This window comes from Halomonas sp. M20 (assembly GCF_020622265.1).
In the GTDB taxonomy this organism is placed as follows: Bacteria; Pseudomonadota; Gammaproteobacteria; order Pseudomonadales; family Halomonadaceae; genus Modicisalibacter.
The window spans coordinates 317180-340820 of sequence record NZ_JACNMQ010000004.1 but is presented as its reverse complement, the minus strand read 5'-3'; the positions used below and the strand labels follow the sequence as shown (position 1 = coordinate 340820).

Sequence of the window (23641 nt, the reverse complement as noted above, 5' to 3'; positions counted from 1 at the left end):
CGTCTTCTTTCGCATTAGTCGACGCGTCTCTCCTCCACCAGAGCGGCGAGGCTTTTCAGATTGGCAAAGTGCCGACGGGACTCTTCGCTATCCGCTTCGAGCTTGATGCCGTAGGTCTTTTGCAGCGCCAGTCCCAGCTCCAGAGCGTCGATGGAATCCAGGCCCAGCCCTTCGACGAACAAGGGTTCATCACGGCCGATATCTTCCGGAGTGACGTCCTCGAGTTCCAGGGTGTCGATGATCAAGTGTTTGAGTTCAAGTTCCAGAGCGTTCGCCATGGGCGATGTCCTTGTCCATCAAGGTTGAAATAGAGGCCGAATGAGCGTTCATTTTCCGGGCCTTTGCGGGCATGTGCAATTATTGGGGCATGAAGATGACCAAAGCCGCGAGCAACATCGCGACCGAGAGTGCTCCAACAAAGCGAAGTATGACCTAGTTGGTCAGAGATTATGATGCCATTTTCCATACTCTGCGGCGAATCGGGCAAACTAACGGTGTTTCACCGAGTAGCCAAGCGATCACGTCATCGGGTTGGAGCGGTCGGTACCCATGACACGTCGCTTCATCGGCACTGTGAGCGGTAAGGGACTGCCCTCCGGAAACCGCTGCGCTCATTCCGAGACGCATGGCGACCGCCGTCGCGTTCGAGGGTCCTTGAGTATGGTCGGCAAACCGAGGCGGCACGGGGGCATCGCTGAACACCGCGACCACCTGTTTCTCTCCCTCCATGAGATAGCCCAGCGCCTCGCTGAATAGCGCCGAGACTTCGGCGCCCGAGGCGGCGATGGCCTGGAGGGAGCGACGATTGCCGCTGGCGATGGAGTGAACGCCGATCATCGCATTGTGCACCGCCATGCCAAAGCGAGCCGGTGAAAGCGGTATATCCTCGTTGAGGGCATAGAGCATCTCCAGGGTGCGCTCCGAGTCGCCGTGGCGTGAGGCATGAAGAAGCACACACTCCGCCGCTGGGTCGAGCTCCGCCAGCATGTCACAGACGGCACGTCCTGAATTGTTGAGTCGGCGGCGCAGCATGGGCGCCACTCGGGAAGCGGCGGGGCGCTCTTCAACGGATAGACGTGGATCACGGGCCGGGGTGCGCCCCGGGTACCAAGCGCGCCAGTCCTCGAGGATAAGCGGGGCGTCATTCATCGAGCATCTTGTTCCCTGGTTTCAGGCGCCGTCAGCGCAACGCGCATACCCTACGCGACTCTACCGGGATAGGCTACCGGGAGGGCGGCATGGCGAACAGGGGTGTCGGTAAAGCCGGGCGCTAGTTGCCGGCTCACGTTTCATGGGGGTAACGGGTCGCTCGCAGGCTTTCCTTGATCTTCTTGAGATGCGGCAGGAATCCCTCGCCCCGGCGCAAGGTCACGCCGGTAGCCAGCACGTCGATCAGGGCCAGATGAATCATGCGGGAGGTCATGGGCATGTAGACATCGGTATCTTCCGGGGTGACGACTTCCAGGGTTTCAGTGCATTGAGCGGCTAGAGGCGATGCCGGCGCGGTGATGCCAAGCACTACCGCACCGTTGTTACGCCCTAGCTCGGCGATGTCCACCAGTTCCCGGGTGCGTCCGGTATAGGAAATGATCACGATGACATCGCCGGTATGGCTGGCCGCGGCCACCATGCGCTGCATCAGTACGTCTTCGTAGGCCATCACAGGCAAGTTGAAGCGAAAGAACTTGTGCTGGGCATCCTGGGCCACGGGGCCAGAGGCACCCAGCCCGAAGAAGCTGATCTGCTTGGCTTGGATGAGATAATCCACGGCCTGTTCGATGCTGCGGGGATCGAGAGCACGTCGGGCGTCATCCAAGGCCACGATACTGGCACCGAATATCTTGTCCGCATAGCTGGCCGCATTGTCTTCGGGCTCCACGTTGCGGCTGATATAGGGGGTGCCACCCGCCAGGCTCTGGGCCAGTTTTATCTTGAAATCGGGATAGCCCTTGGTTTCGAAGCTGCGGCAAAAACGATTCACGGTGGGTTCGCTGACTAACGCGCGCTGAGCAAGAGTAGCGATGCTCAACCCTGTGGCGGTCAGTGGATCCGCAAGAATGACTTCCGCCACCTTGCGCTCGGAACGATTCAGCGTCTCCAGGCGCTGGCGAATGCGATCCAGAAGATCATGGCTGGACATCAGGCGGCGTTCTTTACCATGGAATGATTCCTACCATACTGTGATGTAGTGGTTTGACGAGGAACTCGTTACTCTAACTTGACACTATCCTGATAAAAAGATCAAAACGTTAATTATCGGCATATTTTTGTCAAAGTTACCAAACTATTTGCGATATGAAGCATCCGTGACGTACTTTATTGGTAATTTAACCAGAATTTTGAGGGGTGATTCATGGTTCAAGACTCCACATCCGATGTCGATCTTGCCTTGTTCGGTGGCTTGGGCGATCTATCGCTGCGTAAGCTGTATCCGGCACTTTATCACTTGGATCGAGACAATCTGCTGGCCAGCGGTACGCGCATTCTGGGACTTGCACGCCAGGAAATGGATACGGACGCCTTCCGCAAACAGGTACACAAGACGCTGAAGACCTACGTCAAGCCAGAATCACTGGAGCAGGAGTGTATTCAGCGCTTTCTCGAACGTCTCGATTATCTACAGCTCGACTTCAAGGATGTAGAAGGCTTTAAGGCTATTCGACAGTGGCGAGAGAGTGCTTCGAAAGAAAAAGATAGTCGTCCCATGACGGTGTATATGGCGGTACCGGCAAGCATCTTCGGCGATATCTGTCGTAACCTGCACAAAAGCGGCAGCCTTGACGACGAGACTCGAGTGGTAGTGGAAAAACCCATTGGCTACGATCTCGAGTCCTCTCAGGAAATCAACGATGCCATCGGCGCAGTATTTCCCGAATCGCGCATCTATCGCATCGATCACTACCTGGGTAAGGAAACCGTTCAGAATCTGATCGCGATGCGTTTCGCCAATCCGCTGTTCGGCACCCAGTGGAATCAGAATCATATTTCCCACGTCGAGATCACCGTTGCCGAACAAGTCGGCATCGAAGGGCGCTGGGGCTATTTCGACAAGGCCGGCCAGCTGCGGGACATGGTGCAGAACCATCTGCTGCAGCTCTTGTGTCTGATTGCCATGGATCCGCCGTCCAATCTCGATGCGGATGCCATTCGCGACGAAAAGGTCAAGGTGCTCAAGGCGCTCAAACCGTTCAGTCGCGAATCGATCCCGCGGGATGTGGTGCGCGGTCAGTACATTGCCGGCTCGATCGAGGGTACCAGCGTGCCGGGCTATCTGGAGGAAGAGGGGGCCAACGCGGATAGCCATACCGAAACCTTCGTCGCCATGCGCACCGAAGTGGCCAACTGGCGCTGGGCGGGCGTACCGTTCTATCTACGCACCGGCAAGCGCATGCCAGAGAAGCTCTCCCAGATCGTCATTCATTTTCGTCAGCAGGCGCACTACATCTTCGACCCGGATCAGCGCAGCCTGGCTTCCAACAAGCTGATCATTCGTCTACAGCCGGAAGAGGGCATCGCTCTACAGGTGCTGACCAAGGATGGCGGGCTCGATAAGGGCATGCGCCTGCGTCCGGGGCCCCTGCATCTCGATTTCAATAGTGCTTTTCCCAAATCGCGTATTCCCGATGCCTACGAACGCCTCCTGCTGGAGGTCATGAAAGGCCAGCAGTACCTGTTCGTGCGCCGGGACGAGGTCGAATACGCCTGGCGTTGGGCGGATCGTCTGGTAGCCGCCTGGGATGAAATCGAGTTGCCGCCGCGCCGGTATCCCGCGGGTTCCTGGGGGCCGGTAGCATCGATTGCCATGATCACTCAGGATGGCCGTTCCTGGTACGAGGATTACTGATGAGTGCATCCGCCTCTGAAAAAGTCTCACCGCCGCGTGAACACCTGGCGATGCAACTGGCGGAGTCCGTTGCCAGTGCGCTGGCGATCGATCTGTCCAACCAGGAGCGGGTGTTGCTGCTGGTCTCCGGTGGTTCGACGCCGGTACCGTTCTTTACCCGGCTTGCCGCGGTGGATTTGCCCTGGGAGCGGGTCGATGTGGCCCTTGTCGACGAGCGTTGGGTCGGTGAGGCGCATCAGGACAGCAATGCCCGGTTGGTACGGGAGCATCTGCTTCAAGGGCCTGCCGCCAAGGCGCATTTTCATCCCCTGACCACGGCCCACGGTACCCCGGAAGAAGGCGCGATAGAAGTTGCCGAGCGTCTTGCCGGGCTTTCCTGGCCGGCGAGTGCTGTCGTGTTGGGCATGGGTGGGGATGGCCATACTGCCTCGCTGTTTCCCGACAGCGGCGAACTGGGCCTGGCGCTGAGTACCGATGAAGCAACGGTCGCGGTGCGCGCTCCCAGTGTGCCGCAGCCGCGCATTACCGTGAGCGCGGGCTGGCTGCATCGGGCAAGACGCCATATGCTGCACATCGTCGGCGACGACAAGCGGGCGGTATTGGCCCGGGCCATGGGAGGCGATGACGTGCGGGAATTGCCCATCCGTGTTTTCTTGAGTTGTCCGATTGCTATTTACTGGGCGCCCTGAGCCGAATTTCTAGTGGAGTAAACCATGAGTACCGAAAAGCAACTACCTTCGACCCGCACCACGGAGCTCGATAGCATCTGCCTTAGAGCCGAAGTCATCCCGGTGGTGACGATTGAGCGACTGGAAGATGCGATACCCCTGGGCCGTGCCCTGGTAGAAGGTGGTCTAGCGGTGATCGAATTGACCCTGCGTACCGACTGCGCCCTGGAGGCGCTCAAACGCATGAACGAGGCACTGCCTCGCGCCTGTGTCGGTGCAGGCACCGTGCTGACCCCGGCGCAATATCGTCAGGCTGAACAGGCAGGGGCTGACTTCGTGGTTACCCCCGGGGCGACGGATACCCTCTATCGGTATGGCGTGAGCAGCCCTGTGCCGATGTTACCGGGAGTCGCCACCGTTTCCGAGCTGATGGCCGGCTGGCAGTATGGCTATCGGCGCTTCAAGTTCTTCCCGGCGGAGGCCAGCGGCGGGGTAGCGGCGCTTAAATCCTTCGCTGCACCGATTCCCGAGGCACGTTTTTGTCCTACCGGTGGCATCACCATGGATAACGCCGAGAGTTATCTCGCACTGCCCAACGTCATGTGTGTAGGTGGCTCCTGGATCACTCCCAAGAAATTGATCGATGCAGAAGATTGGGATGGGATCAGAGAGTTGGCAAGGCAGGTAGCGGATCGCTTCCATCATTGAGAACATGTTCTAAAGGTGCTGTATTCGTGTCTCAAAACGTGCCCGATCAACGTCTTTCCAGCCCCGCCGTGGCGCGCAATCGCGATGCGATCCTGGCGGTGCTGCGCGATGTGCTGCCACAGCGGGGCAAAGTGCTGGAGATCGCCAGCGGCAGCGGCGAACATGCGCTGCACCTTGCCCGCCAACTGCCTGCTATTTCGTGGCAGCCCAGCGATCCGAACCCTCAGGCGCTGGCTTCCATTGCCGCCTGGCGCAGGACAGAGGCTCTCGACAACCTGCTTGAGCCGGTGCAGCTGGACGTTACCCTTCGCCCTTGGCCACTTGAGGATTTTGACGCCTTGGTATGTATCAACATGATTCATATCGCCCCCTGGGAAGCGGCGCAGGCGTTGCTCAAAGAGGCTGGGAAAAATCTGGAAGAGGGCGGCGTGCTGTATTTGTACGGACCGTTCAAGCGCGATGGGCAGCATACCGCCGAGAGCAATGCGGCCTTCGATGAGGATTTGCGCCGCCGCGACCCGCGCTGGGGGATTCGGGATCTGAACGATATAGAAGTCTTGGCTCATGAGAACCGCTTACGTATCGAGCGTATTGTCGAGATGCCTGCCAACAACCTTAGTTTGGTATTGCGAAAGTAGTGTTGTAGAAAAGCAGGTAAGCGGTATTTACTTGATTAATTTGGCGTTGATCCGAACACTAGATAAGCTGATAACCGATTCCGACCGGCCAAGAAAGGAGGCTATCCATGTCCGTGTCCGATTTTGCAGAAGAGTTTCGTATGGACAAACCTTGTCCCAGTTGCGACAGCCATCTCATGCGCGTCTCTCAGGAGAAGAACCCGGATGACAAGGTGTTCTGCGCTTCCTGCAATACCTACGTGTGTCTTTATCGAGAAGCCGAAGAGCGTCTCGAGAACGATTCCAAGAGTGAAAAGGAAAACCTGCTCGAGCGGGTAACCAACAAGGATTTCGATAAGGGCTTAGGTAAGGGCTCTGACAAAGATTCCGACAAGAAATCGGAAAGCTGATCCATCGCGTCTAGAAACGCGTCTTGCGCCACGGCCTGCATCTACGGCCGTGGCGCACTCGTTATGTTATCGCGTATTCCTCGTTTCTCAGCCGTAGTGCTGTCTCTTTCTTTTCATAATTCGACTTTGGTCGTATGCACTTGATGCCTGTATTGTGCGTTGCAGCAGATTGTTCGGTGTGACAGTGCTTACCCTGAGCAAATACGTTGCAATCGACGCGGAGTCTCGCAATGTGGCAGAAACTCGCAGGTTTGGTGAGCGGTTCGTCCGTTCCCGAGGTCAATCTTGCCTTGCAGGGCGGCGGTGCTCACGGCGCTTACACCTGGGGTGTGCTGGATCGCTTGCTCGAGGAAGGTTGGCGCATCGAGGGCGTCAGTGGTACCAGTGCAGGGGCGATGAATGCTGTCGCTCTGGCTCAAGGATGGATGGACGGCGGTGCGGAATGTGCCCGGCAATCCTTGGCAGATTTCTGGCAAGCAGTTGCTAATAGCGCCCCGTTTCATATGAATTTTCTACAGCGAATCGATCCCAATGGCGACGCTGCCATGCCCGCATCGATGCACATGATGCAGGCATTCACGAAGATGCTCTCGCCGTATCAGTTCAATCCGCTAGATATCAATCCTCTACGGGACATCCTGCAGGAGCAGTTTGATTTTGAGCGCCTGCAACAGGAGTGTCCGCTCAAGCTTTTCATCGCCGCTACTCATGTTGGTACGGGCAAGGTAAAGCTGTTCCGCAACCAGGAAATCAGCGAGAAGGCACTGCTGGCCTCCGCTTGTCTCCCAAGTGTGCATCAGGCGGTAGAGATCGAGGGTGAGTACTACTGGGATGGGGGATACACCGCCAATCCTGCGATTTATCCGTTGATTTACAATTGCAAGACGCAGGATATCCTATTGATCTTGCTGAATTCTCTCGAGCCCGAGGCGCTTCCCCGCAGTGCCAAGGGAATTGCCAGTCGTAGCATGGATCTAGGGTTTTCTTCCAGCTTTCTGCGGGAGATGCGCACTATCTGTCAGGCTCGCCACTACATCGGTGCCTCGTCGGCCCGTGCCTGGCTGCCTCGAGGGCGCCTCGAACGTCTGCTGGAGCGGCTGCGATTTCATCTCGTCGAGGCCGACGATCTTGCCGATATGAATGGCATCAGCAAGCTCAATGCGTCCGATGGTTTCATCAATCATTTGCATGATCTCGGCCGAAATAGGGCTGAACGCTGGCTTGCCGACAAGGGTCCTTCGGTCGGGCGCCAGGCCTCGGTGCAAATAGAGCGGCTCTTTACGTGAATAGCTTCACTTGAGCCGCTCATAGGCTACAACAACTCTTCTGCTGTCAGCGCTAGGCGGGAGCGCTCCACGCTCTTCAAGGTGACATGACCGGCATGGGGCCAGTCGCGAAAACGTTCGACGACCGCGGCCATGCCACAGGTGTTGGTAGTGAGATAGGGCGTGTCGATCTGGCCGACATTCCCCAGGCAGACGATCTTGGTATTGCGCCCGGCCCGAGTGATCAATGACTTGAGCTGTTTCGGAGTGAAGTTCTGGGCCTCGTCGATGATCAAAAAGGTATCGTTGAGGGTGCGTCCTCGCATGAAGGTGGGGGAGCGTATCTGTACCCGAGCGCCAATCAATTGACGCGTGGCGCCTTCGCTCCAGCTGGAGGTGCCGTCCTTTTCGTCCCGCAGCAGATTGTCCATGTTGTCGTGGAACGCCCCCATCCAGGGCGACATCTTCTCCTCTTCGGTGCCCGGCAGAAAGCCGATATCTTCTCCCATGGGGATCGGCGCCCGAGTGAACACGATACGTTCGAACAGTTTGGTATCCAGACTCTGCTGGAAAGCGGCGGCCAGGGTCATGAAGGTCTTGCCTGTGCCGGCGCTGCCCGCAATGGTGACCAGATCGATCTCCGGGTCCATCAGCAGGTTGAGGGTGAAATTCTGGCGGCTGTCGTGAGCATGCACTCCCCATACACCCCCATGATGGCGGTAGTTGGTCAACAGCTGCAGCCTGGCACTCGTCGGTGTGAGATCCCGCACGATGGCTTCGAAATCTGCACCGTTGTCGCTATCCGAAACCAGCATGCCGATGTGCCAATCAGGGGGCATCTCGCCACTGAGATGGTAGAAGAGGTGGTGATCGACGCGCTCGACATTGACCTCGACATTGAGGGATTCCCATAGGCCCGCACCGTCCTTGCCGGCCACGGTGTAGACCTTGACCCCCCCGATCATTACATCGCTGTCACTGAATACCCGATCGTTACGATAATCCTCCACTGGTACGTTCAAGGCCGCTGCCTTGACCCGTAGATTGATATCCTTGGTGATCAGAATGACGGAAGCGTCCGGACGTTCATCTCGCAGGCGACAGGTCTCCGCCAGAATGCGATTGTCAGGGTTGTCTTCCAGGTGATCGAGAGGTTGCAGATCGCTATAGCACAGAAAGCGCAGGCGCCCCCCTTGGCTAACCGCGTTGACCAGGGGAATGCCTTGCTGGATTTCATCGAAGCAGACGGCATTGGTGAGTTCCGACAGGGTGCGACTGACCTGGCGGGCGGTACGCGCGATGTCGCGCACGCCATTCTTGAGTTTGTCGAGCTCCTCCAGCACGGTCATGGGGATGACCACATCGTGTTCTTCGAAATGATAAAGCGCAGCGGGGTCGTGGATTAGAACGTTGGTATCGAGTACGTAAAGGCGGGTGACTTTCTTGTCGATTCGAACCATCGGCGTAGGCACTCCTGAAAGTAACGGCGATGAACGACGCCAACCACAATGACTATCACATTGATGTCGCTTGCTTTTCGGCGTCGTTTTCCTGACTACAAGATCGATGGGCTCCTTGAGTGGCTTTTTACATAGATTTCAACATGGACGTTTGACAACGGGAATGCCAATAGTGTCATTCCACGTTTACATATATACCGAATCGGTATCCAGCGTCGAGCGCTCGCCAAGGGCTGAAAAATTCTCCTCGAGCCAACGGGCAGCGGTACGTCGGCCCTGATTTCGCAAATGAGTCAGAAATGCCCACTCCGCATTGAGCTTGCTCGAGACGGACAGTCGTTGCAGGGAGTCGTCAGCATCGATGCGATGAAAATGCGTGTCGCGATAGCAGGTCATATCGACGCCGCTGGCCTCGATCTGACGCTTGAGCATGGCGATGGTACGCACTTCCTTGATCAAGGAGGCGTTGAAGGTGATCTCGTTCATGCGATTGAGGATTGCCGCTGCGCTGCGCGGTATCTTGTCACGATAGATCGGGTTGATCTGCACGATGGCGATATCCCTTGAATCGCACTCCTCCATCAACGGGAACAGCGCCGGATTGCCCATGTAGCCTCCGTCCCAGTAAGCTTCGCCATCGATTTCCACCGCCTTGTACAAAAAAGGCAGGCAGGCGGAGGCCATCACCATATCTGGCGTCATTTCCTCTCGGCGAAAGACCTGCTGCTTGCCGGAACGGACGTTGGTGGCGCAGACGAAGAGCTTGAGATACTGACACGCCCGTACTCGCTCGAAATTTACCCGCTCGGCAATGATGTCCCGCAGCGGATTGATACCCAGAGGATTGAACTGATAGGGCGAAATCACGCGACTGAAAAGGTCGAAGGCAAGATAGCCTGGGGAGTAGTTCAGGCTCCAGTTGCCCATCCACATATCCAACGGCGTACGTCGAATGGGGCTGAGTACGGCAGCCTTGCTTACCGCGGACCAGAAGTTTTCGAGCTCCTGGCGAGCATGATCCTCATCGCCTTCCAGCAATCCATCGGCAGCGATGACGGCATTCATGGCCCCGGCGCTGGTGCCGCTGATACCCTCGATTCTTACCCGAGGGCTCTCCAATAGATAATCGAGTACCCCCCAGGTAAAGGCGCCATGAGCGCCGCCACCCTGCAGGGCCAAATTGATCGCCTTGACCTGACTCATCGTTCTCCTATAGGCGGTAACTCGCCCGATAATTGTGCGTTGCAATAAGTCGCAGCATAACGCCGATTGCTGGTGATCGCGACAAGGGGCGTCGTTGGTCGAGGCAAGAAAAGCAATAAAATATTTGCCCTGGTAAATCTATCCCCGAGGCCATTTTCAAGTGTGGAGCAATAATAACGTGCATGAATGTCATCGAGCATGCCACGCTTCACGGTCATGCTTTCGCGCGCTAGTGAACCCAGCGAAAGCATATTTTCGCTATAGCAGATAGGGAGTTCGCTATGAGTCTCGACGCTACCAATGAAACGCTGGATTCATCGATTCATGTTTTTGACGCCACACTGGAGCGTTTGGCGCAGCGCCGGCAAACCGATTCAAAGGCGCCCACTGATGAAGTGCTGTCCTCGGCCAGAACCGTGATAGCTTTTCCGGGTGGGCTCGATGCGCTGTATGCGCGGGTGATGACGATAGAGGCGGCGGGTGTGTTCAGCGGCAGGGATTGGGCGCGTCCTGCTATTTTGCAACCTGCTTTGGCGGTACGTTCCCTACGGGAAGGAAAGCCGGATATCACCACTATCGAAGCGCTCAGCGAGATTCGTCTGCTGGCCGTGACTGCGGGCGACTATTTTCATTCGGGCATTTCTGCGGAGCAGGCGCGCAATTTTCTGACTCAGGTCATGGCGCTGAATCTTGATCTTCTTGCAGGGCCCATGAGCGAGGCCGATCGGGAGCGCCCTGAGAATCTGGGTCAGATCGTGCAGACCCTGTATCAATATCTGCTTGCACACCTGGGCTACGAGAGCATTCTCGAAAGTCTCGTTGATGAGATTCAGCGTCTGCTGGCTCAGCGTCCACTACAGACAGATAGCATCAAGCAGATGATCAGTCAGATCGCCAAGTGTCTTTATGATCCTGCAATCGAGACTACGGGAACGGTTGGCGCGGCGCGTCTGGTACGTGCGCTGTTCGGCCCGACGCCGGGTTGTCGCGAAGATCCAGGGCTGGATATCTATAAACAGCGCCTGACGACAATGGATGAGAATACACTCGTGGAAGAAGCCACCGGGTTCGCCCGAGCAATGCATGATACAGGGCTAGTATCGCCTTATCATCCCGTGCTTCTGCGTCATCTACAGGATTGTCGAGACGATCTGATACCACAGGCGCTGGGACTGAGCATGACCGGTAACGATGCGCTGCAATGCTATCGACAGCTGGTGCATACGTTGATCAATGAAGCTGTCTTCCCGGAAACCAGTCAAGCAGTCTATGGACTCGCTATGTTGCTCGAGCGCGGTGCGCTTTTCTCAGCACCCATCGCTTCCGGTCTTTGGCGTCAGATCCGCCTTACGCTATCAAACGACACCGCTGAGACGCTGCGGCGTATCTTTGGTGAAACGCAGGAGCCAAGGGTATTCCTGCTCGCCGGTGTGCTGAGTCTGTTGGGACAGCCTTTGGGTGTCGGGCAGGGCAATAACCCGACCTGTCAGTCGGTGATCGGTCTTTCCATGTGGGCGGACAACGTCGGAGATTATCTTCTGCAGCTGGTGGCCTGGGCGGCTCGGGATGACGAGGTGCTGAGCCGTTTCGAGGGGGAGCGCATCTCGTCAAGGGATCTAGAGCCTGGCCTTGCCAAGGAACCGCCTCTGGACGTGGATCCGGTTTCCGTGGTGTTGATACCGCACCTCGACCGTCTCTACATGGAAATGGGACGGTTGTGCGGTGAGCGCGACGATGACCTGCATCGCTGGATCAATCCTGAGTTCTACGGCTGGTGGGTGGGCCAGGGCTTTCGTGTGATAGCGGACATACACACCGGGGAGATCGAGGACTACGATGGGTTCATTCGTCATTTCTACGCCTGCTATCACCCTTTCTACAACGGCAACATGCCGCTGATTCATCCGCAGCCCGCCGGCATCGTTGTTACAGACAGCGCGGCGCGCCTGGTAGGCCGGCACGCCATTACCCTGCTGCGGGTAGCGCTGGATGCCAACAACGAAATGCGGGTCTACTTCTTCAATCCCAACAATGATAGCGGTCAGGACTGGGGCCAAGGCATTGTCTGTGCCACTCAGGGTAACGCTGAGCGCCACGGCGAAGCTTCACTCCCTTTTGCCGAGTTCGCTTCACGACTTTTCGTGTTCCATTACGATCCGCTGGAATTCGATGATTCAGCCGCAGTGCCGGATGACGATGTGGCGCGTGTCGTTGAACTGGGGCGGGGGAGCTGGGCAGCAGATTATTGAGAAGTTAACCACTGGTTGCATGAATGCAAGAAAATGAATCTTAAAAAGTAGAAAACGGCCTCATCGAGGCCGTTTGTCGTAGCTGTGGGTTCAGCTCTTGGGTTGACCGGTTTATGCGGTCTTTTCGTGAGTCACATTGCCTTGCTTGTCTACCTGACAGGTCACATTGTAAAAACTGTTGCCATGACCCACGAAGTTGATCTTCAGCTGGAACTCTTCGCCTGATTCGTAATCGGAGGCGTTGGTTTCACTCATCGGATTGTTGCGTAGTTCCTCGCCCTCACGTGCTTTCAATGCTTTCTGATGGCACTGCTCGACCAGCTTCTGGCCCTGATCCTGTGAGTCCTGAGCTAGAGCCGCAGACGCAGCGAACAGCGCAACACCCAACGTACCGATAAAAAGAGTACTACGTAATTGCATAATGCCCATCCTCCATGTCGGGTCTTTACCGCGACTTCCATGTAACACCTTGAGACCAATGGCACAGCCAAAGATGTTCAGTAAAAAGCGGAACCCGTTGGCAGCTATTGGCCAATTAAATTGAGGTCGCTGCATCGCCGCTAGTTTGGGCATTTTCGAAGCCGGTCAATACGTTCACGACATTGATACCGATCTCTTCCACCGCATAGCCTCCTTCGAGCAGAAAGAGGGTAGGAAGCCCCAACGCTTTCAAACGCCGCCCGCAGTCGAGATAGTCGCCGCTCTTCAGCTTGAATGAGCTGATCGGATCGTTCTCGAACGTATCGACGCCAAGCGAAACGATCAGCAGTTCCGGCTGGTAGTCTTTCATGCGGGCAATGGCGTCATCCAGTGCGCTTGCCCAAGTGGCGTAGTCGGTGCCGCTGGGTAGAGGATAGTTGACGTTGAAGCCTTCTCCTTTACCGCGCCCGATCTCGTCGTCGAAACCAAGAAAATAAGGAAATTCCTGGCGCGGATCGCCGTGCAGCGAAAGGAATAGCACATCGTCGCGTTCGTAGAAGATGTCCTGGGTGCCATTGCCGTGATGGAAATCCACATCCAGGATCGCGACCTTGCGCATGCCACCGTTCAAGGCGTGTTGCGCGGTGATAGCCGCGTTGTTGAAGAAACAGTAACCGCCGTATTGGTCGATAGCGGCATGATGCCCCGGCGGGCGGCACAGACCAAAGGCGGGCTCGCTGGTAGTGATGACGTAATCCAACGCCGAGAGGGCAATGTCCTTGCTGGTCTGGGCGGCGGCAAAGGTGTTGGGGCAGAGAGATGTATCCGTGGTCAGCGCGTAGTAGCCGATCTTGCCTTCGATATTGTCCGGAATCCTGCCGCTATCCATGCGCCGGGTAGGCCAAGCCAAGGGAAGGGGTTCGCCGGTATGACCCGCCGCGACCCATTCTTCCCAGGCACGTTCGAGGAACGCGATATAGCCGCGATCATGAACCGCAAGTACCGGGTCGAGCCCGTAAGCCTCGGGCGCGCGGATCTCGCCCAGACCAACCTTTCGCACACGATCGATGACGATATCGACTCGCTCCGGGCATTCGTAAGGCGTCACGAGCCTGCCGCCATCGAGTTCGGTCTTGGCACGGCGCTTCTTGGTATCTTCCGAGTGAAATGTCAGCACGATCTTTCCTTTTTATTCAGAGATTTATCAATTAAGCCAGCTATTCACTCAATAATCGACGCGAAAAAGTCGTTCATTCTCGTCAGCACTGGCTTGATCAGTGGTGCCGGTTTGTTGCGCTTCATCAGCACTTCCTCTCCGGCATAGCTATAGGTGATCGCCTGAGCAGCGAGCCAGCGCAGCGGTTCCGGTTCCCAGCGTTTGATCAAATGGCGGTGGTTAGCGTTGGCAAAGGCCCAAGGCATACTTGCCAGCTGAGAGTCACGCTCGAGAATCAGGTCGGCCAGGGTTCTGCCGAACAGGTGTGCCGCAGCGACACCTTCACCGGCATAGCCGCCGGCGGTGGCGATACCACTTTCGCGATCGAGAATCCCATGGGGGCGAAAATTACGCGATAACCCCAGGGAGCCGCCCCAGCCATGGCTTATTGCTACGCCCTCTAGAACGGGAAATAGGTCTACCAAAAGGTCGCGGCGCAGATGAATATCTTCCTGGGACATGGCCATGCCGTGCTTGGATTTGCCACCGAAGGCATAGCTGCCCCGGGCGCCGAAGATGAGTCGCCCATCGGCGCTGCGATGACCGTAGTTGATCAGCCGGCTGGCATCGGCGAAGGCGGGGCGCTCGGCCATGCCGATCTCCTGCCACAAGTCGTCCGTCAGCGGTTCCGTGGCGATCACCAGGCTCTGCACCGGGATCACATGTTTCCTGAAGTCGTGAAAATCTTCGGCATAGCCTTCGGTAGCGCAGACGATGGTCGTTGCTTCGATGGTACCTTGATCTGTGGCCGCTTCATGCTGACCCAGGCGAGTAACACGGCTATTTTCGTGAATCGTCACGCCTAGGCGCTCAACTCTCTCGGCCAAACCATCAACTAGTTTGGCGGGGTTCACCGTGGCGACCTGGCGATGATAGATGCCGCCATAGCCATTGCGAAAACGCGCCTTCTCGGCGAGTTGGTCCGCGTCCAACCAGGAGCAATTCGTCTCGGCGTGGCCAAGTTCATGCAAATGCGCCAGGTAGTCCTTCTGGATGGCGATCTGGTCCGGGTAGCGGGCCGCCGCATAGAGTGCACCGCCTTTATTGAAATCGGCGGCGATACCCTCGCGTTCCAGTACCTTGCCGATCTCGTCGACGTTGTCCGCTACCACCTGGCAGCACTCACGCCTTCGCACCATCGGCAGTTCGTTAACGTAGCGCTCCAGACCGGCCAGATTGCCCACCACCCAGCCGCCATTGCGCCCAGAGGCACCATGGCCGACGCGTCCAGCCTCCAACACGACGATAGATAAATGTGGTGCCTGCGTCTTCAAATAGTAGGCGGTCCACAGTCCGGTGAAACCAGCGCCGACGATGGCCACATCGGCCTGAATGTTCGCCTCCAAACGCGGACGCGGCTCGGGCCGTTCGGGGATAGTAGAGGTCCAGAGGTTGCTATTCGTATCCAGTTGCATAAAGCGTCTACCGCGAATAGATGATTACATATATCCCAGCACTAGATACCCTGCCGCCGCAAGACAACCCGCTACTGCAGCGTAGGGTAATTGGGTGAAAGCGTGCTGGAAAGGCGTGCAACCACTGGCCTGGGCGGTCAGTACCGTGGCATCCGAGTAGAAACAGGCATGACTGCCGAAGGTGCTGGCGGAGAGAGTGGCGCCGATCACCAGAATCATGTCGGCCCCAAGGTTCTGACCCAGCACGCTGACAATTGGCAGGATGATCACGAACACGCCCCAGTTGGAACCGGTGGCAAAGGAGACGAAGCCCATGATGGTGAAGATGATGAAGGGCAGCATCTCGGCGTTGATCAGCGGCTGAACGGTGTTGATGACGTAGTCGGCGAGCCCCAGTTCGGTGTTGACCTCATTGAACAGGAACGCCGCCACCAGCACCGCCAGGGCATCGATCATCGACTTGAAACCTTCCAGGATGTTGTCGAAGGTTTGACGGGGAGAAAGCTTTTTCAGGGCGATAAAGGCCACGATCATGCCCGCCAGGGTGACGAAGATGCCCATCAGGAAGTCCAGATCGAACCACCAGGTGAAGAAGGCCAGGGACGCCATGGGCAGCAGAAACGTCCAGATGGTGCCTTTTGTCTGATCGCTATCCGCCTCGAGATGGCCGATTTCGGCGTCGATGTGCTCTGCACCCGGGGGAACGCACTGCCCGGTGTCCTCGGCGCGTTGCTCCGCCTTCTTCATGGGGCCGAAGGCGGGAATCCAGCGGTAGATGAAAAGCGGCACCAGAATGACGGCAATCCAGGGGTAGAACATGTAGGGAATGGCCTGGATGTAAGTCCAGATGCCCTGACCATCTTCTGCGATGCCGTTTTTTTCGATCAGTGCACCGAAGAATACCGCCCAGGTCGAGATCGGGATCAATACGCTGATCGGCGCCGCCGTGGAATCGATTACGTAGGCCAGCATCTCGCGGGAGGTCTTGAAGCGATCGGTCACCTTACGCATCGAAGTGCCGACGGCCAGGGAGTTCAGGTAGTCGTCCACGAACAATATGATGCCCATGAACCAGCATCCCATCAGTGCGCGAGGCTTGTTGACGGTGTAGCGCATCAGTGATGTGGCGAAGGCCTTGGAGGAGCCGGACTTGAGTAGAAGGGCGATGATGCTGCCCATCAGCCCACAGACGATGATGACCCAGGCGACGTCTTCATCGGTCATTACATCCAGCAAATTCCCGGAGAGGCTGCTCAAGGCGTTGCCGGGGTCGATCATCAGGGTGCCGACGAAAGCACCGAAGACGAGTGGTTCAAGTGCGCGCCGTGTCCATAGGGCGAGTACCAGAACGATTGCGGTGGGGAGTAGCACCAGGGGGCCGTTGATGTCCATCGTGTATCACCTCGAGCATCTTGTTGTTGTGCATTCGGGTTGAGATTGATCAGTAATTCCTTCGAGGGTGTTTACAAAAGTCACGAGCGACGATCAGGCAAGGCGGAAGCAGTCGAAAAAGCGGAGTTTACGTGTTGTAAGTGAGCATTTTGAGACTGATTTCAACGCAGCATGGTCGAGCGCAGTAATTTGTAGACGCCCTCTTAACGCAGTTTTTCGAGCAACTGGTAGTACCACATGCCGGCGGCCAGCAAGGTATTGCCAAGCCGGTCGTTGAACGGGATGCGCATATGCTTCACCTTGGCGAAGGTGTCGAACTCCTCGAGGCTACCGCTGACCGCATTGGCCATGATCTCACCGACGATATGCGAGGTGGCGAAGCCGTGACCGGAGTAGCCCTGGGCGTAGTAGACGTTGTCGGAGAGCTTGCCCAACTGCGGAATGCGATTGATGACGATGCCCGCCATGCCTTGCCATTGGAAATCGATATCGACGTCCTTGAGCTGAGGAAAGGTATGCTCCAGGCGTGGACGCAACTCCCCGGCAATGTTCTGGGAATCGCGGCCGGAGTAGTTGGCCCCGCCACCGAACAGCAGGCGTTTATCGGCGGTGAGGCGATAATAGTCGAGCACGAAGCGGGTATCGTAGACGGCTAGATCATCCGGATTGATCGCCATTGCGGTGTCTTGATCCAGTGGCGCTGTAGCAACGATGCCCAAGGCTGCCGGGAACAGCTTGCCGCTGAGCTTTTTGCGTTCGAGCCGATGATAGGCGTTACCCGCGAGAATTACGCTATTCGCCGTGACACGGCCCTGCTTGCCGACCACGACCGGGGTGTCGCCGTGCTGAATATCGATTACCGGCGAGTCCTCGAAGATCAGTGCGCCCAGGCCCGCTGCGGCGCGAGCCTCGCCCAGGCACAGATTGAGCGGGTGCAGGTGCATGTTGTAGTCGTTGCGAATGGCGCCGTGATAAAGCTCGGTGCCGACGACCTGGCGTACCTCGTTGGTTTCCAGCCAGTGAACGTATTCACCGATCGCGTGACGCTGCGACTCCTCGAAATCCTGCTTCAGCTCTTTCACGTGGCTTGGCTTGTAGGCTGCCTGCAAATGGCCCTGCTTGAGATCGCAGGCAATGGCGTACTTCTCGACGCGCTGCTTGATGATTTGGTGACCACGCCAACGCAGGTTCCAGACGAAATCGACGGCCTCGTTGCCCAGGGTATTGCGCATCTGCTTGGTCATGGCGTCCTGCCCGGACAGGCTGCCGGTGACCTGGCCGCCATTGCGTCCGCTGGCGCCCCAGCCGATCTTGTGCGCCTCGGTGATGGCCACCCGATAACCTCGTTCGGCAAGTTCCACCGCCGTGGCCACTCCGGTGAAACCGCCACCGACGATGGCGACGTCCACGCGATGATCGCCTTCCAATCGAGGATAATTGGATTCCTCGGTGATCGAGGCGGTGTAGTAAGAAGCGCTGCGGGGCTGGGACATGACGTCTCCCGGCGTGGTTTCAGATAGTATGATTGGGTGCTGTGATCACATATGTGTGATCACACTAGCAGAGGCTTACAACAGCGACAAGTTAGGATTGTCGTCCATGAGCCGCGCAGAGATATGCTTTAACTCAAATAGGAATAACAGAGAGGCCGACAGCGCAACATGGTCACGCAACCGACTGGCAGACGAGACGCTTTCTCGCCGGATACCGCCTCGACGCGCTTGCATCAAGCACTACGCACGCGGATGTGCGAAGGAGACTTCACCCCGGGAGAGGTGATTTCGATTCGGCGTATCGCTGCGGAATACGGCACCAGTGCCATGCCGGCACGAGAAGCGTTGCGCTGGCTAGTCACTGAAGGTGCGCTGGTGTTTTCCGATAGCCGCAAGATCATTGTGCCCGAGTTGAGTCGCGAACGCTTTGCAGAGGTGTTGTACGCCCGCAAGAACCTGGAAACCGAGGTTTCGCGCCAGGCCTTTGCCTATATCACCGCTGCTGATATCGACGAGCTGAAACGCATCGACGAACAGATCAATGGCGCCATTGCGCAGAGCGATATTGTTCGTTACATGCGCGGCAACTACCAGTTTCATTTCCTTATCTACCGGCTCAGTCAATCCCAGGTGCTTCTGCCGCTGATCGAGATTCTGTGGCTGCAATACGGGCCGAGCATGCGCTATATCTGCACCCGCTGGGGAGCCTCCAGTATTGCCGACGATCATCACCGCGAGGTTACCCAAGCATTGTCCCGCGGTGATTGTGAAGCGTTCTGTCAAGCGATTGGCGCGGACGTCGAGCAGGGCATGTTGCTACTGAGTTGATTAGCGTACGCAGCGCGGGGGTGTGCTATTTCGCTGTGCTCGGCGGCGTTGCAGCGCCTTGAAGGCATTCTTTCGCAAGGGTAGACGCGATGCCCATTCGATATCTTCTCGGTTATGGCCCATGTCATCGAGGATGGAATCGTCGTAAGCGAGCAGGTGCAAGAAACGCTGGCGAAAGCGGCGGCGGCAAAGCACGGCGCGAACCCAGTTCTCCAAGGCATTGATCAAGACCATCGGCGGCATGCCGGGCATATAGAAATCCGGCATCGGTGGCCTGGGGGTCGATGGCTCGTGAAGTGGTGTTTTCACTTCGCTTTGCACGGAATGGAGTTGCTTTAGGTTGGACATGGCGACACCTTCGGTTAGCGGCCATTCAACGGCGCTGGCCACCTGTTTGGGGTTGTGGAATCGATGAGGGTCGCGACCTCGGGTATCAGCATGGTCCAGTCTTATTGTTCAAACAAACGAAAAGAACTACATTTACCTTTAAGAAAAACTGAAAGGTGAGTGGTATGACACTTCCTACTGCAGCACCGACTCGTAACAGTGCCTTGCCGTTATTGGATACGGAGGTGTTGAGAACATTCGTCGTGATTGCCGAGAGCGGCAGCTTTACTCGCGCTGCCGAACAAGTCTTCCGCACGCCCTCCGCCTTGAGCATGCAGATCAAGCGACTGGAAGAAACGCTAGGGCAGCGCCTGTTTCTACGCGAGGCGCGGCGAGTGAGGCTTACGCCGGAAGGGGAGGTGCTGCTGAGTTACGGGCGGCGCCTGCTCAAGCTCAATGAAGAAGCAGTCACCCAATTCCTCGCCCCCTCCCTGGAAGGCGCCGTGCGTTTCGGCACACCCGACGATGTGGGATCGCGCATCTTGCCCGGGGTGTTGGCGAAATTCGCCCGCTCCCATCCGGCGGTGCAGGTGGATGTAGTGGTTGGGCGCAGTATCGATATGCTGAGACGGCTGAATGAAGGAGAGCTCGATCTGGTGCTGGCGACCTCCGGTAATCAAGGCGTGGACGCCGAGCGCGGCGAGATCGTGCATACCGAGCCGCTGGTCTGGGCCTGCCTCGAGGGCGGTGTCGCGGCGCAGCGTTCACCGTTGCCCTTGGCACTGGCCAACCAAGGCTGTGCCTGGCGCACCATGGCGCTCACCGCGCTAGATCGTAGCGGCTTGGCATACCGTATTGCCTATACCAGTGAAAACTGCGCTGGTCAGGAGGCAGCACTGCTGGCGGATCTGGCGATAGCCCCTCTGCCTCAGAGTATGGTTCGTGGGCCGTTGCGAGAACTGAAAAATGAGGCTGGGTTACCTTCGCTTGGCGAGTATCAGGTGCTGTTGATTCATGACGCCAATACCGGCTCGGCCAGTGAAGTGCTGGCCGGTCATGTAATGGATGCATTTCGTGGCTTGCGCTAGTGATGGCCGACGCTAACCTTAAAAACATAGACGAGGCCAAAGATGGCACTTTTCGAGGGGCTTTCCGCTTTTCCAATCACGCCCGCTGATAAGAATGGACATGTCGACACGGACGGACTCTGCCGCTTGTTGATGAGACTCGAGCGTGCAGAAGTTCACTCTGTTGGTCTCTTGGGAAGCACGGGAACATATGCCTACCTGACAAGAGTGGAACGGCAGCGGGCTACCGAAGCGGCAGCGGCGTGTCTCGGTGGCAAGATCCCGTTGATCGTTGGCGTAGGCGCATTGCGGACGGACGACGCAGAAGTGCTGGCGAGGGACGCTGCAAGGTCAGGTGCCGATGCACTATTGCTGGCACCCGTTTCCTATACGCCGCTGACTGAGGAAGAGGTCTATCAGCATTACCTTGCCGTTGCCGGAGCAACCGACCTCCCGCTATGCATTTACAACAACCCAGGCACGACACATTTTACCTTTAGCGTCTCCCTTCTGGCACGACTTGCCAGGATACCTAACATCTCGGCAGTAAAGATGCCGTTGCCGACGGCGTCAGGCTTCTCTGCCGATCTTCGGCATCTTCGAGATGCGCTACCGGACGACTTTCTGATCGGGTATAGCGGAGATTGGGGGTGTGCTCAGGCGCTGCTTTCTGGCGCTGATGCGTGGTATAGCGTTGTAGGTGGCCTGCTTCCGGTGCCTGCATTGAAGCTCGTACGAGCCGTGCAGGTGGGCGACACAAACGAAACGCAAAAAATCGATAGCCATTTCCAACCGCTTTGGCACCTCTTCAAGGAGCTTGGAAGTCTGCGGGTCGTTTATGCCGCTGCCCATATACTTTCATTGATAGATACTGCGCCGCCTCGTCCAATTCTCCCGCTGTCTGCCCGGGATCAACAGCGTGTCGAAGTGGCGCTCGATAAATTGAGTCCGCTGTCTTAAGTGCCTTCAGTATAAGGTCTTAAGGTATCTAAGAAACTATGGGTGATTCACTACGCTTTCAGTTCGATCTCCACAAACGCAAATGCCTCTTCTCCTCCATTGATGACGTTGTGCTCGGTGCCCGCCGAGCGGGTGTAGGACACGCCTGCTGACAGGATCGCTTCCTTGAGCCCCTCCGGAGTTTCGAGGTTCAGGACGCCATCCGACATAGGTACCACGACATAGTCGTATTCATGGCGATGCCAGCCGGTTTCCCCGCCAGGTGGAAAGTCCCAGCGCGTCACGATCACGCGGTCGTTGTCCAGTTGCACCGTGGGGGTGGCGTTCGGTCGTTGTGTCGTCATGTCGTACTCCTTGTATTCCTGGCTTGTGAAGCGCTTCAGTGGCACATAAGACGTTATCTCTTTTTGTTACGCTGGTCTAAAGCGGTAACCTTGAGGATACGGCCATTCACCGGGCTGACCGACAGGGGCACGGTGGAAACGACAGGGAGCCAGCATGCACTATATCGAGAACACGACCTTCGATGAGCTCCAGATCGGTCAGTCGGCGCAGCTAGTACGCACCCTCAGACGCGAAGACATCGAACTCTTTGCGATCATGTCCGGGGATGTGAATCCTGCTCACCTGGATGAAGAGTTCGCGCAATCCGGTCGTTTTCACCGGGTGATTGGGCAAGGCATGTGGGGTGGCGCGCTGATCTCTGCCGTGCTCGGCACCGAGTTGCCGGGCCCTGGTACTATCTATCTCAATCAGTCACTGAGTTTTCGTCATCCGGTGGGGGTTGGCGACACATTGACAGTGCGCGTTACCGTGCGCGAAAAGGAACCCGAGAAGAAACGTGTGATTCTAGAGTGTGCCTGCATCAATCAGGCCGGCGAAACGGTGATTCAAGGCGAGGCGGAGGTAATCGCGCCTACCAAAAAGATACGCCGGCCGAAAATGTCCTTGCCACAGGTCTATCTGCACGAGCCAGGTGCCAGCTACAAGGCGCTCATCGATGCCACCCGGGATCTTGAGCCGGTGCGTACCGCCATCGTGCATCCCTGTGATGCGCTGTCGCTATCCGGCGCAATCGAGGCGGCAAGCCAAGGGCTGATCATTCCGGTGCTCGTTGGGCCGCGTGCCAAGATCGAAGCCACCGCGGTCGAGGCAGGCTTCGATCTTGGCGAGATCGAGATCGTCGATACACCCCATAGTCACGCTGCTGCGGAGATGGCGGTCAGCCTGGTCCGTCAGGCCAAGGTCGACGCCTTGATGAAGGGCAAGCTGCATACCGATGAATTGATGGCCGCCGTCGTTGATGGCACTCATGGTATTCGTACCGAGCGGCGCTTGAGTCATATCTATGCGTTCGACGTTCCTCATTACCCCAAGCCGCTATTTATCACCGATGCGGCGATCAACATCTATCCGACCCTCGATGACAAGCGCGATATCGTGCAGAACGCCATCGATCTTGCCCATGCGCTCGGCATCGACCTGCCCAAGGTGGCGGTGCTTTCCGCAGTGGAGACGGTAACGCCCAGGATCAACTCGACGGTCGAGGCGGCGGCACTGTGCAAGATGGCGGACCGGGGCCAGATCAGCGGCGGCATTATCGATGGGCCACTCGCCTTCGACAATGCGGTCTCCCCAGAGGCAGTCAAGACCAAGGGCCTCAGCTCTCCGGTGGCGGGGGACGCGGACATCCTCGTCGCGCCGGATCTCGAAGCGGGCAACATGATTGCCAAGCAGCTCATCTATCTTGCGGGTGCAGATGCGGCAGGGGTAGTGCTGGGTGCGCGGGTGCCCATCATGCTGACCAGTCGCGCCGACAATACGCTTAGCCGTCTGGCTTCTGCAGCTCTCGTTCAGCTCTTCGTGCGTTGTTCCTCGTAGAGGCCAACTAATCGGCTCACCCTCATCGGCCGGTGTCCGTCGAATATGACGTGTGCCGTAGATTCCCCGGCTCTTTGCATGGTAATCCCATATCCTTCAGTTGTGCCTGACCAGGATTCAGGTTGATGGTCAGGTAAAGCAGGTCGAGTAAATTTTGGTTGATGACGAGAGTATTAAACCCAGCTTTGAGCAGTTGCTCAAAATTGTTGTTGAGTGAT

23 protein-coding genes are annotated in these 23641 nt (G+C 57.1%); 11 read left to right on the top strand and 12 right to left on the bottom strand.

The window, feature by feature from the left end; genetic code table 11:
- Positions 1–14: 14 nt before the first annotated feature.
- From H7850_RS12885 to H7850_RS12875, 3 genes are all read right to left on the bottom strand, one after another.
- The gene (locus H7850_RS12885) at positions 15–278 is read right to left on the bottom strand and encodes a phosphopantetheine-binding protein (RefSeq protein ID WP_227369937.1); all 264 of its coding nucleotides are present in this window, start codon (positions 276–278) and stop codon (positions 15–17) included.
- Positions 279–447: 169 nt separating this feature from the next.
- A complete protein-coding gene (locus H7850_RS12880; protein WP_227369936.1) occupies positions 448–1149 on the bottom strand; it encodes a beta-ketoacyl synthase chain length factor in 702 nt (233 codons plus the stop codon).
- Positions 1150–1282: 133 nt separating this feature from the next.
- Entirely contained in the window at positions 1283–2140 is an 858-nt protein-coding gene (locus tag H7850_RS12875; RefSeq protein WP_227369935.1) for a MurR/RpiR family transcriptional regulator, read from the bottom strand.
- 213 nt (positions 2141–2353) lie between these two features.
- On the opposite strand from H7850_RS12875, the gene zwf reads away from it, so the two are divergent.
- From zwf to H7850_RS12845, 6 genes are all read left to right on the top strand, one after another.
- Positions 2354–3844 (top strand): glucose-6-phosphate dehydrogenase, encoded by a 1491-nt coding sequence (gene zwf, locus H7850_RS12870; protein ID WP_227369934.1) that lies wholly within the window; start codon positions 2354–2356, stop codon positions 3842–3844.
- Positions 3844–4533, top strand: a complete 690-nt coding sequence (gene pgl / locus H7850_RS12865; protein ID WP_227369933.1) for a 6-phosphogluconolactonase — start codon at positions 3844–3846, stop codon at positions 4531–4533. The genes zwf and pgl overlap by 1 nt, the downstream gene beginning before the upstream one ends.
- Positions 4534–4557: 24 nt before the next feature.
- Positions 4558–5220 (top strand): bifunctional 4-hydroxy-2-oxoglutarate aldolase/2-dehydro-3-deoxy-phosphogluconate aldolase, encoded by a 663-nt coding sequence (locus H7850_RS12860; protein ID WP_227369932.1) that lies wholly within the window; start codon positions 4558–4560, stop codon positions 5218–5220.
- 26 nt (positions 5221–5246) lie between these two features.
- Entirely contained in the window at positions 5247–5858 is a 612-nt protein-coding gene (locus H7850_RS12855; RefSeq protein WP_227369931.1) for a DUF938 domain-containing protein, read from the top strand.
- A 107-nt stretch (positions 5859–5965) separates the two neighbouring features.
- Positions 5966–6247: a hypothetical protein gene (locus H7850_RS12850; RefSeq protein ID WP_227369930.1), complete on the top strand. Its 282-nt coding sequence runs from the start codon at positions 5966–5968 to the stop codon at positions 6245–6247.
- 230 nt (positions 6248–6477) lie between these two features.
- Complete coding sequence (locus tag H7850_RS12845; RefSeq protein ID WP_227369929.1) at positions 6478–7533, top strand: patatin-like phospholipase family protein; 1056 nt, start codon at positions 6478–6480, stop codon at positions 7531–7533.
- Between the two features lie 26 nt (positions 7534–7559).
- Here H7850_RS12845 and H7850_RS12840 read toward each other — a convergent pair whose 3' ends face one another.
- A complete protein-coding gene (locus tag H7850_RS12840; protein ID WP_227369928.1) occupies positions 7560–8972 on the bottom strand; it encodes a PhoH family protein in 1413 nt (470 codons plus the stop codon).
- 186 nt (positions 8973–9158) lie between these two features.
- Positions 9159–10175, bottom strand: a complete 1017-nt coding sequence (locus tag H7850_RS12835) for a patatin-like phospholipase family protein (RefSeq protein WP_227369927.1) — start codon at positions 10173–10175, stop codon at positions 9159–9161.
- 281 nt (positions 10176–10456) lie between these two features.
- On the opposite strand from H7850_RS12835, the gene H7850_RS12830 reads away from it, so the two are divergent.
- Positions 10457–12424 carry a hypothetical protein gene (locus H7850_RS12830; RefSeq protein WP_227369926.1) on the top strand — a complete coding sequence of 656 codons (1968 nt, stop codon included), beginning with the start codon at positions 10457–10459 and terminating at the stop codon, positions 12422–12424.
- Positions 12425–12535: 111 nt separating this feature from the next.
- On the opposite strand, the gene H7850_RS12825 is transcribed toward H7850_RS12830, so the two are convergent.
- The 5 genes from H7850_RS12825 to H7850_RS12805 all read right to left on the bottom strand — a co-directional run bounded on the left by H7850_RS12825 (position 12536) and on the right by H7850_RS12805 (position 18360).
- Complete coding sequence (locus tag H7850_RS12825; protein WP_227369925.1) at positions 12536–12844, bottom strand: hypothetical protein; 309 nt, start codon at positions 12842–12844, stop codon at positions 12536–12538.
- A 115-nt stretch (positions 12845–12959) separates the two neighbouring features.
- A complete protein-coding gene (locus tag H7850_RS12820; RefSeq protein WP_227369924.1) occupies positions 12960–14021 on the bottom strand; it encodes a histone deacetylase family protein in 1062 nt (353 codons plus the stop codon).
- 44 nt (positions 14022–14065) lie between these two features.
- Entirely contained in the window at positions 14066–15475 is a 1410-nt protein-coding gene (locus H7850_RS12815) for an NAD(P)/FAD-dependent oxidoreductase (RefSeq protein ID WP_227369923.1), read from the bottom strand.
- 24 nt (positions 15476–15499) lie between these two features.
- Positions 15500–16867, bottom strand: a complete 1368-nt coding sequence (locus H7850_RS12810; RefSeq protein WP_227369922.1) for a Na+/H+ antiporter NhaC family protein — start codon at positions 16865–16867, stop codon at positions 15500–15502.
- Positions 16868–17070: 203 nt separating this feature from the next.
- Positions 17071–18360, bottom strand: coding sequence for an NAD(P)/FAD-dependent oxidoreductase (locus tag H7850_RS12805; RefSeq protein ID WP_227369921.1), 1290 nt, complete (start codon positions 18358–18360; stop codon positions 17071–17073).
- 168 nt (positions 18361–18528) lie between these two features.
- Between H7850_RS12805 and H7850_RS12800 the strand changes: the two genes are divergently transcribed.
- On the top strand, positions 18529–19188 hold the full coding sequence (locus tag H7850_RS12800) for a GntR family transcriptional regulator (RefSeq protein ID WP_227369920.1): 660 nt from the start codon (positions 18529–18531) through the stop codon (positions 19186–19188).
- On the opposite strand, the gene H7850_RS12795 is transcribed toward H7850_RS12800, so the two are convergent.
- Positions 19189–19536: a hypothetical protein gene (locus H7850_RS12795; protein WP_227369919.1), complete on the bottom strand. Its 348-nt coding sequence runs from the start codon at positions 19534–19536 to the stop codon at positions 19189–19191.
- A 164-nt stretch (positions 19537–19700) separates the two neighbouring features.
- Here H7850_RS12795 and H7850_RS12790 point away from each other — a divergent pair, with 164 nt between their 5' ends.
- Entirely contained in the window at positions 19701–20603 is a 903-nt protein-coding gene (locus H7850_RS12790) for a LysR substrate-binding domain-containing protein (protein WP_227369918.1), read from the top strand.
- A gap of 42 nt (positions 20604–20645) precedes the next feature.
- The gene (locus tag H7850_RS12785) at positions 20646–21542 is read left to right on the top strand and encodes a dihydrodipicolinate synthase family protein (protein WP_227369917.1); all 897 of its coding nucleotides are present in this window, start codon (positions 20646–20648) and stop codon (positions 21540–21542) included.
- A gap of 50 nt (positions 21543–21592) precedes the next feature.
- Here H7850_RS12785 and H7850_RS12780 read toward each other — a convergent pair whose 3' ends face one another.
- Positions 21593–21886 carry a cupin domain-containing protein gene (locus tag H7850_RS12780; protein WP_227369916.1) on the bottom strand — a complete coding sequence of 98 codons (294 nt, stop codon included), beginning with the start codon at positions 21884–21886 and terminating at the stop codon, positions 21593–21595.
- A 154-nt stretch (positions 21887–22040) separates the two neighbouring features.
- Here H7850_RS12780 and H7850_RS12775 point away from each other — a divergent pair, with 154 nt between their 5' ends.
- Positions 22041–23423 (top strand): bifunctional enoyl-CoA hydratase/phosphate acetyltransferase, encoded by a 1383-nt coding sequence (locus H7850_RS12775; RefSeq protein ID WP_227369915.1) that lies wholly within the window; start codon positions 22041–22043, stop codon positions 23421–23423.
- Positions 23424–23641 lie beyond the last annotated feature (218 nt).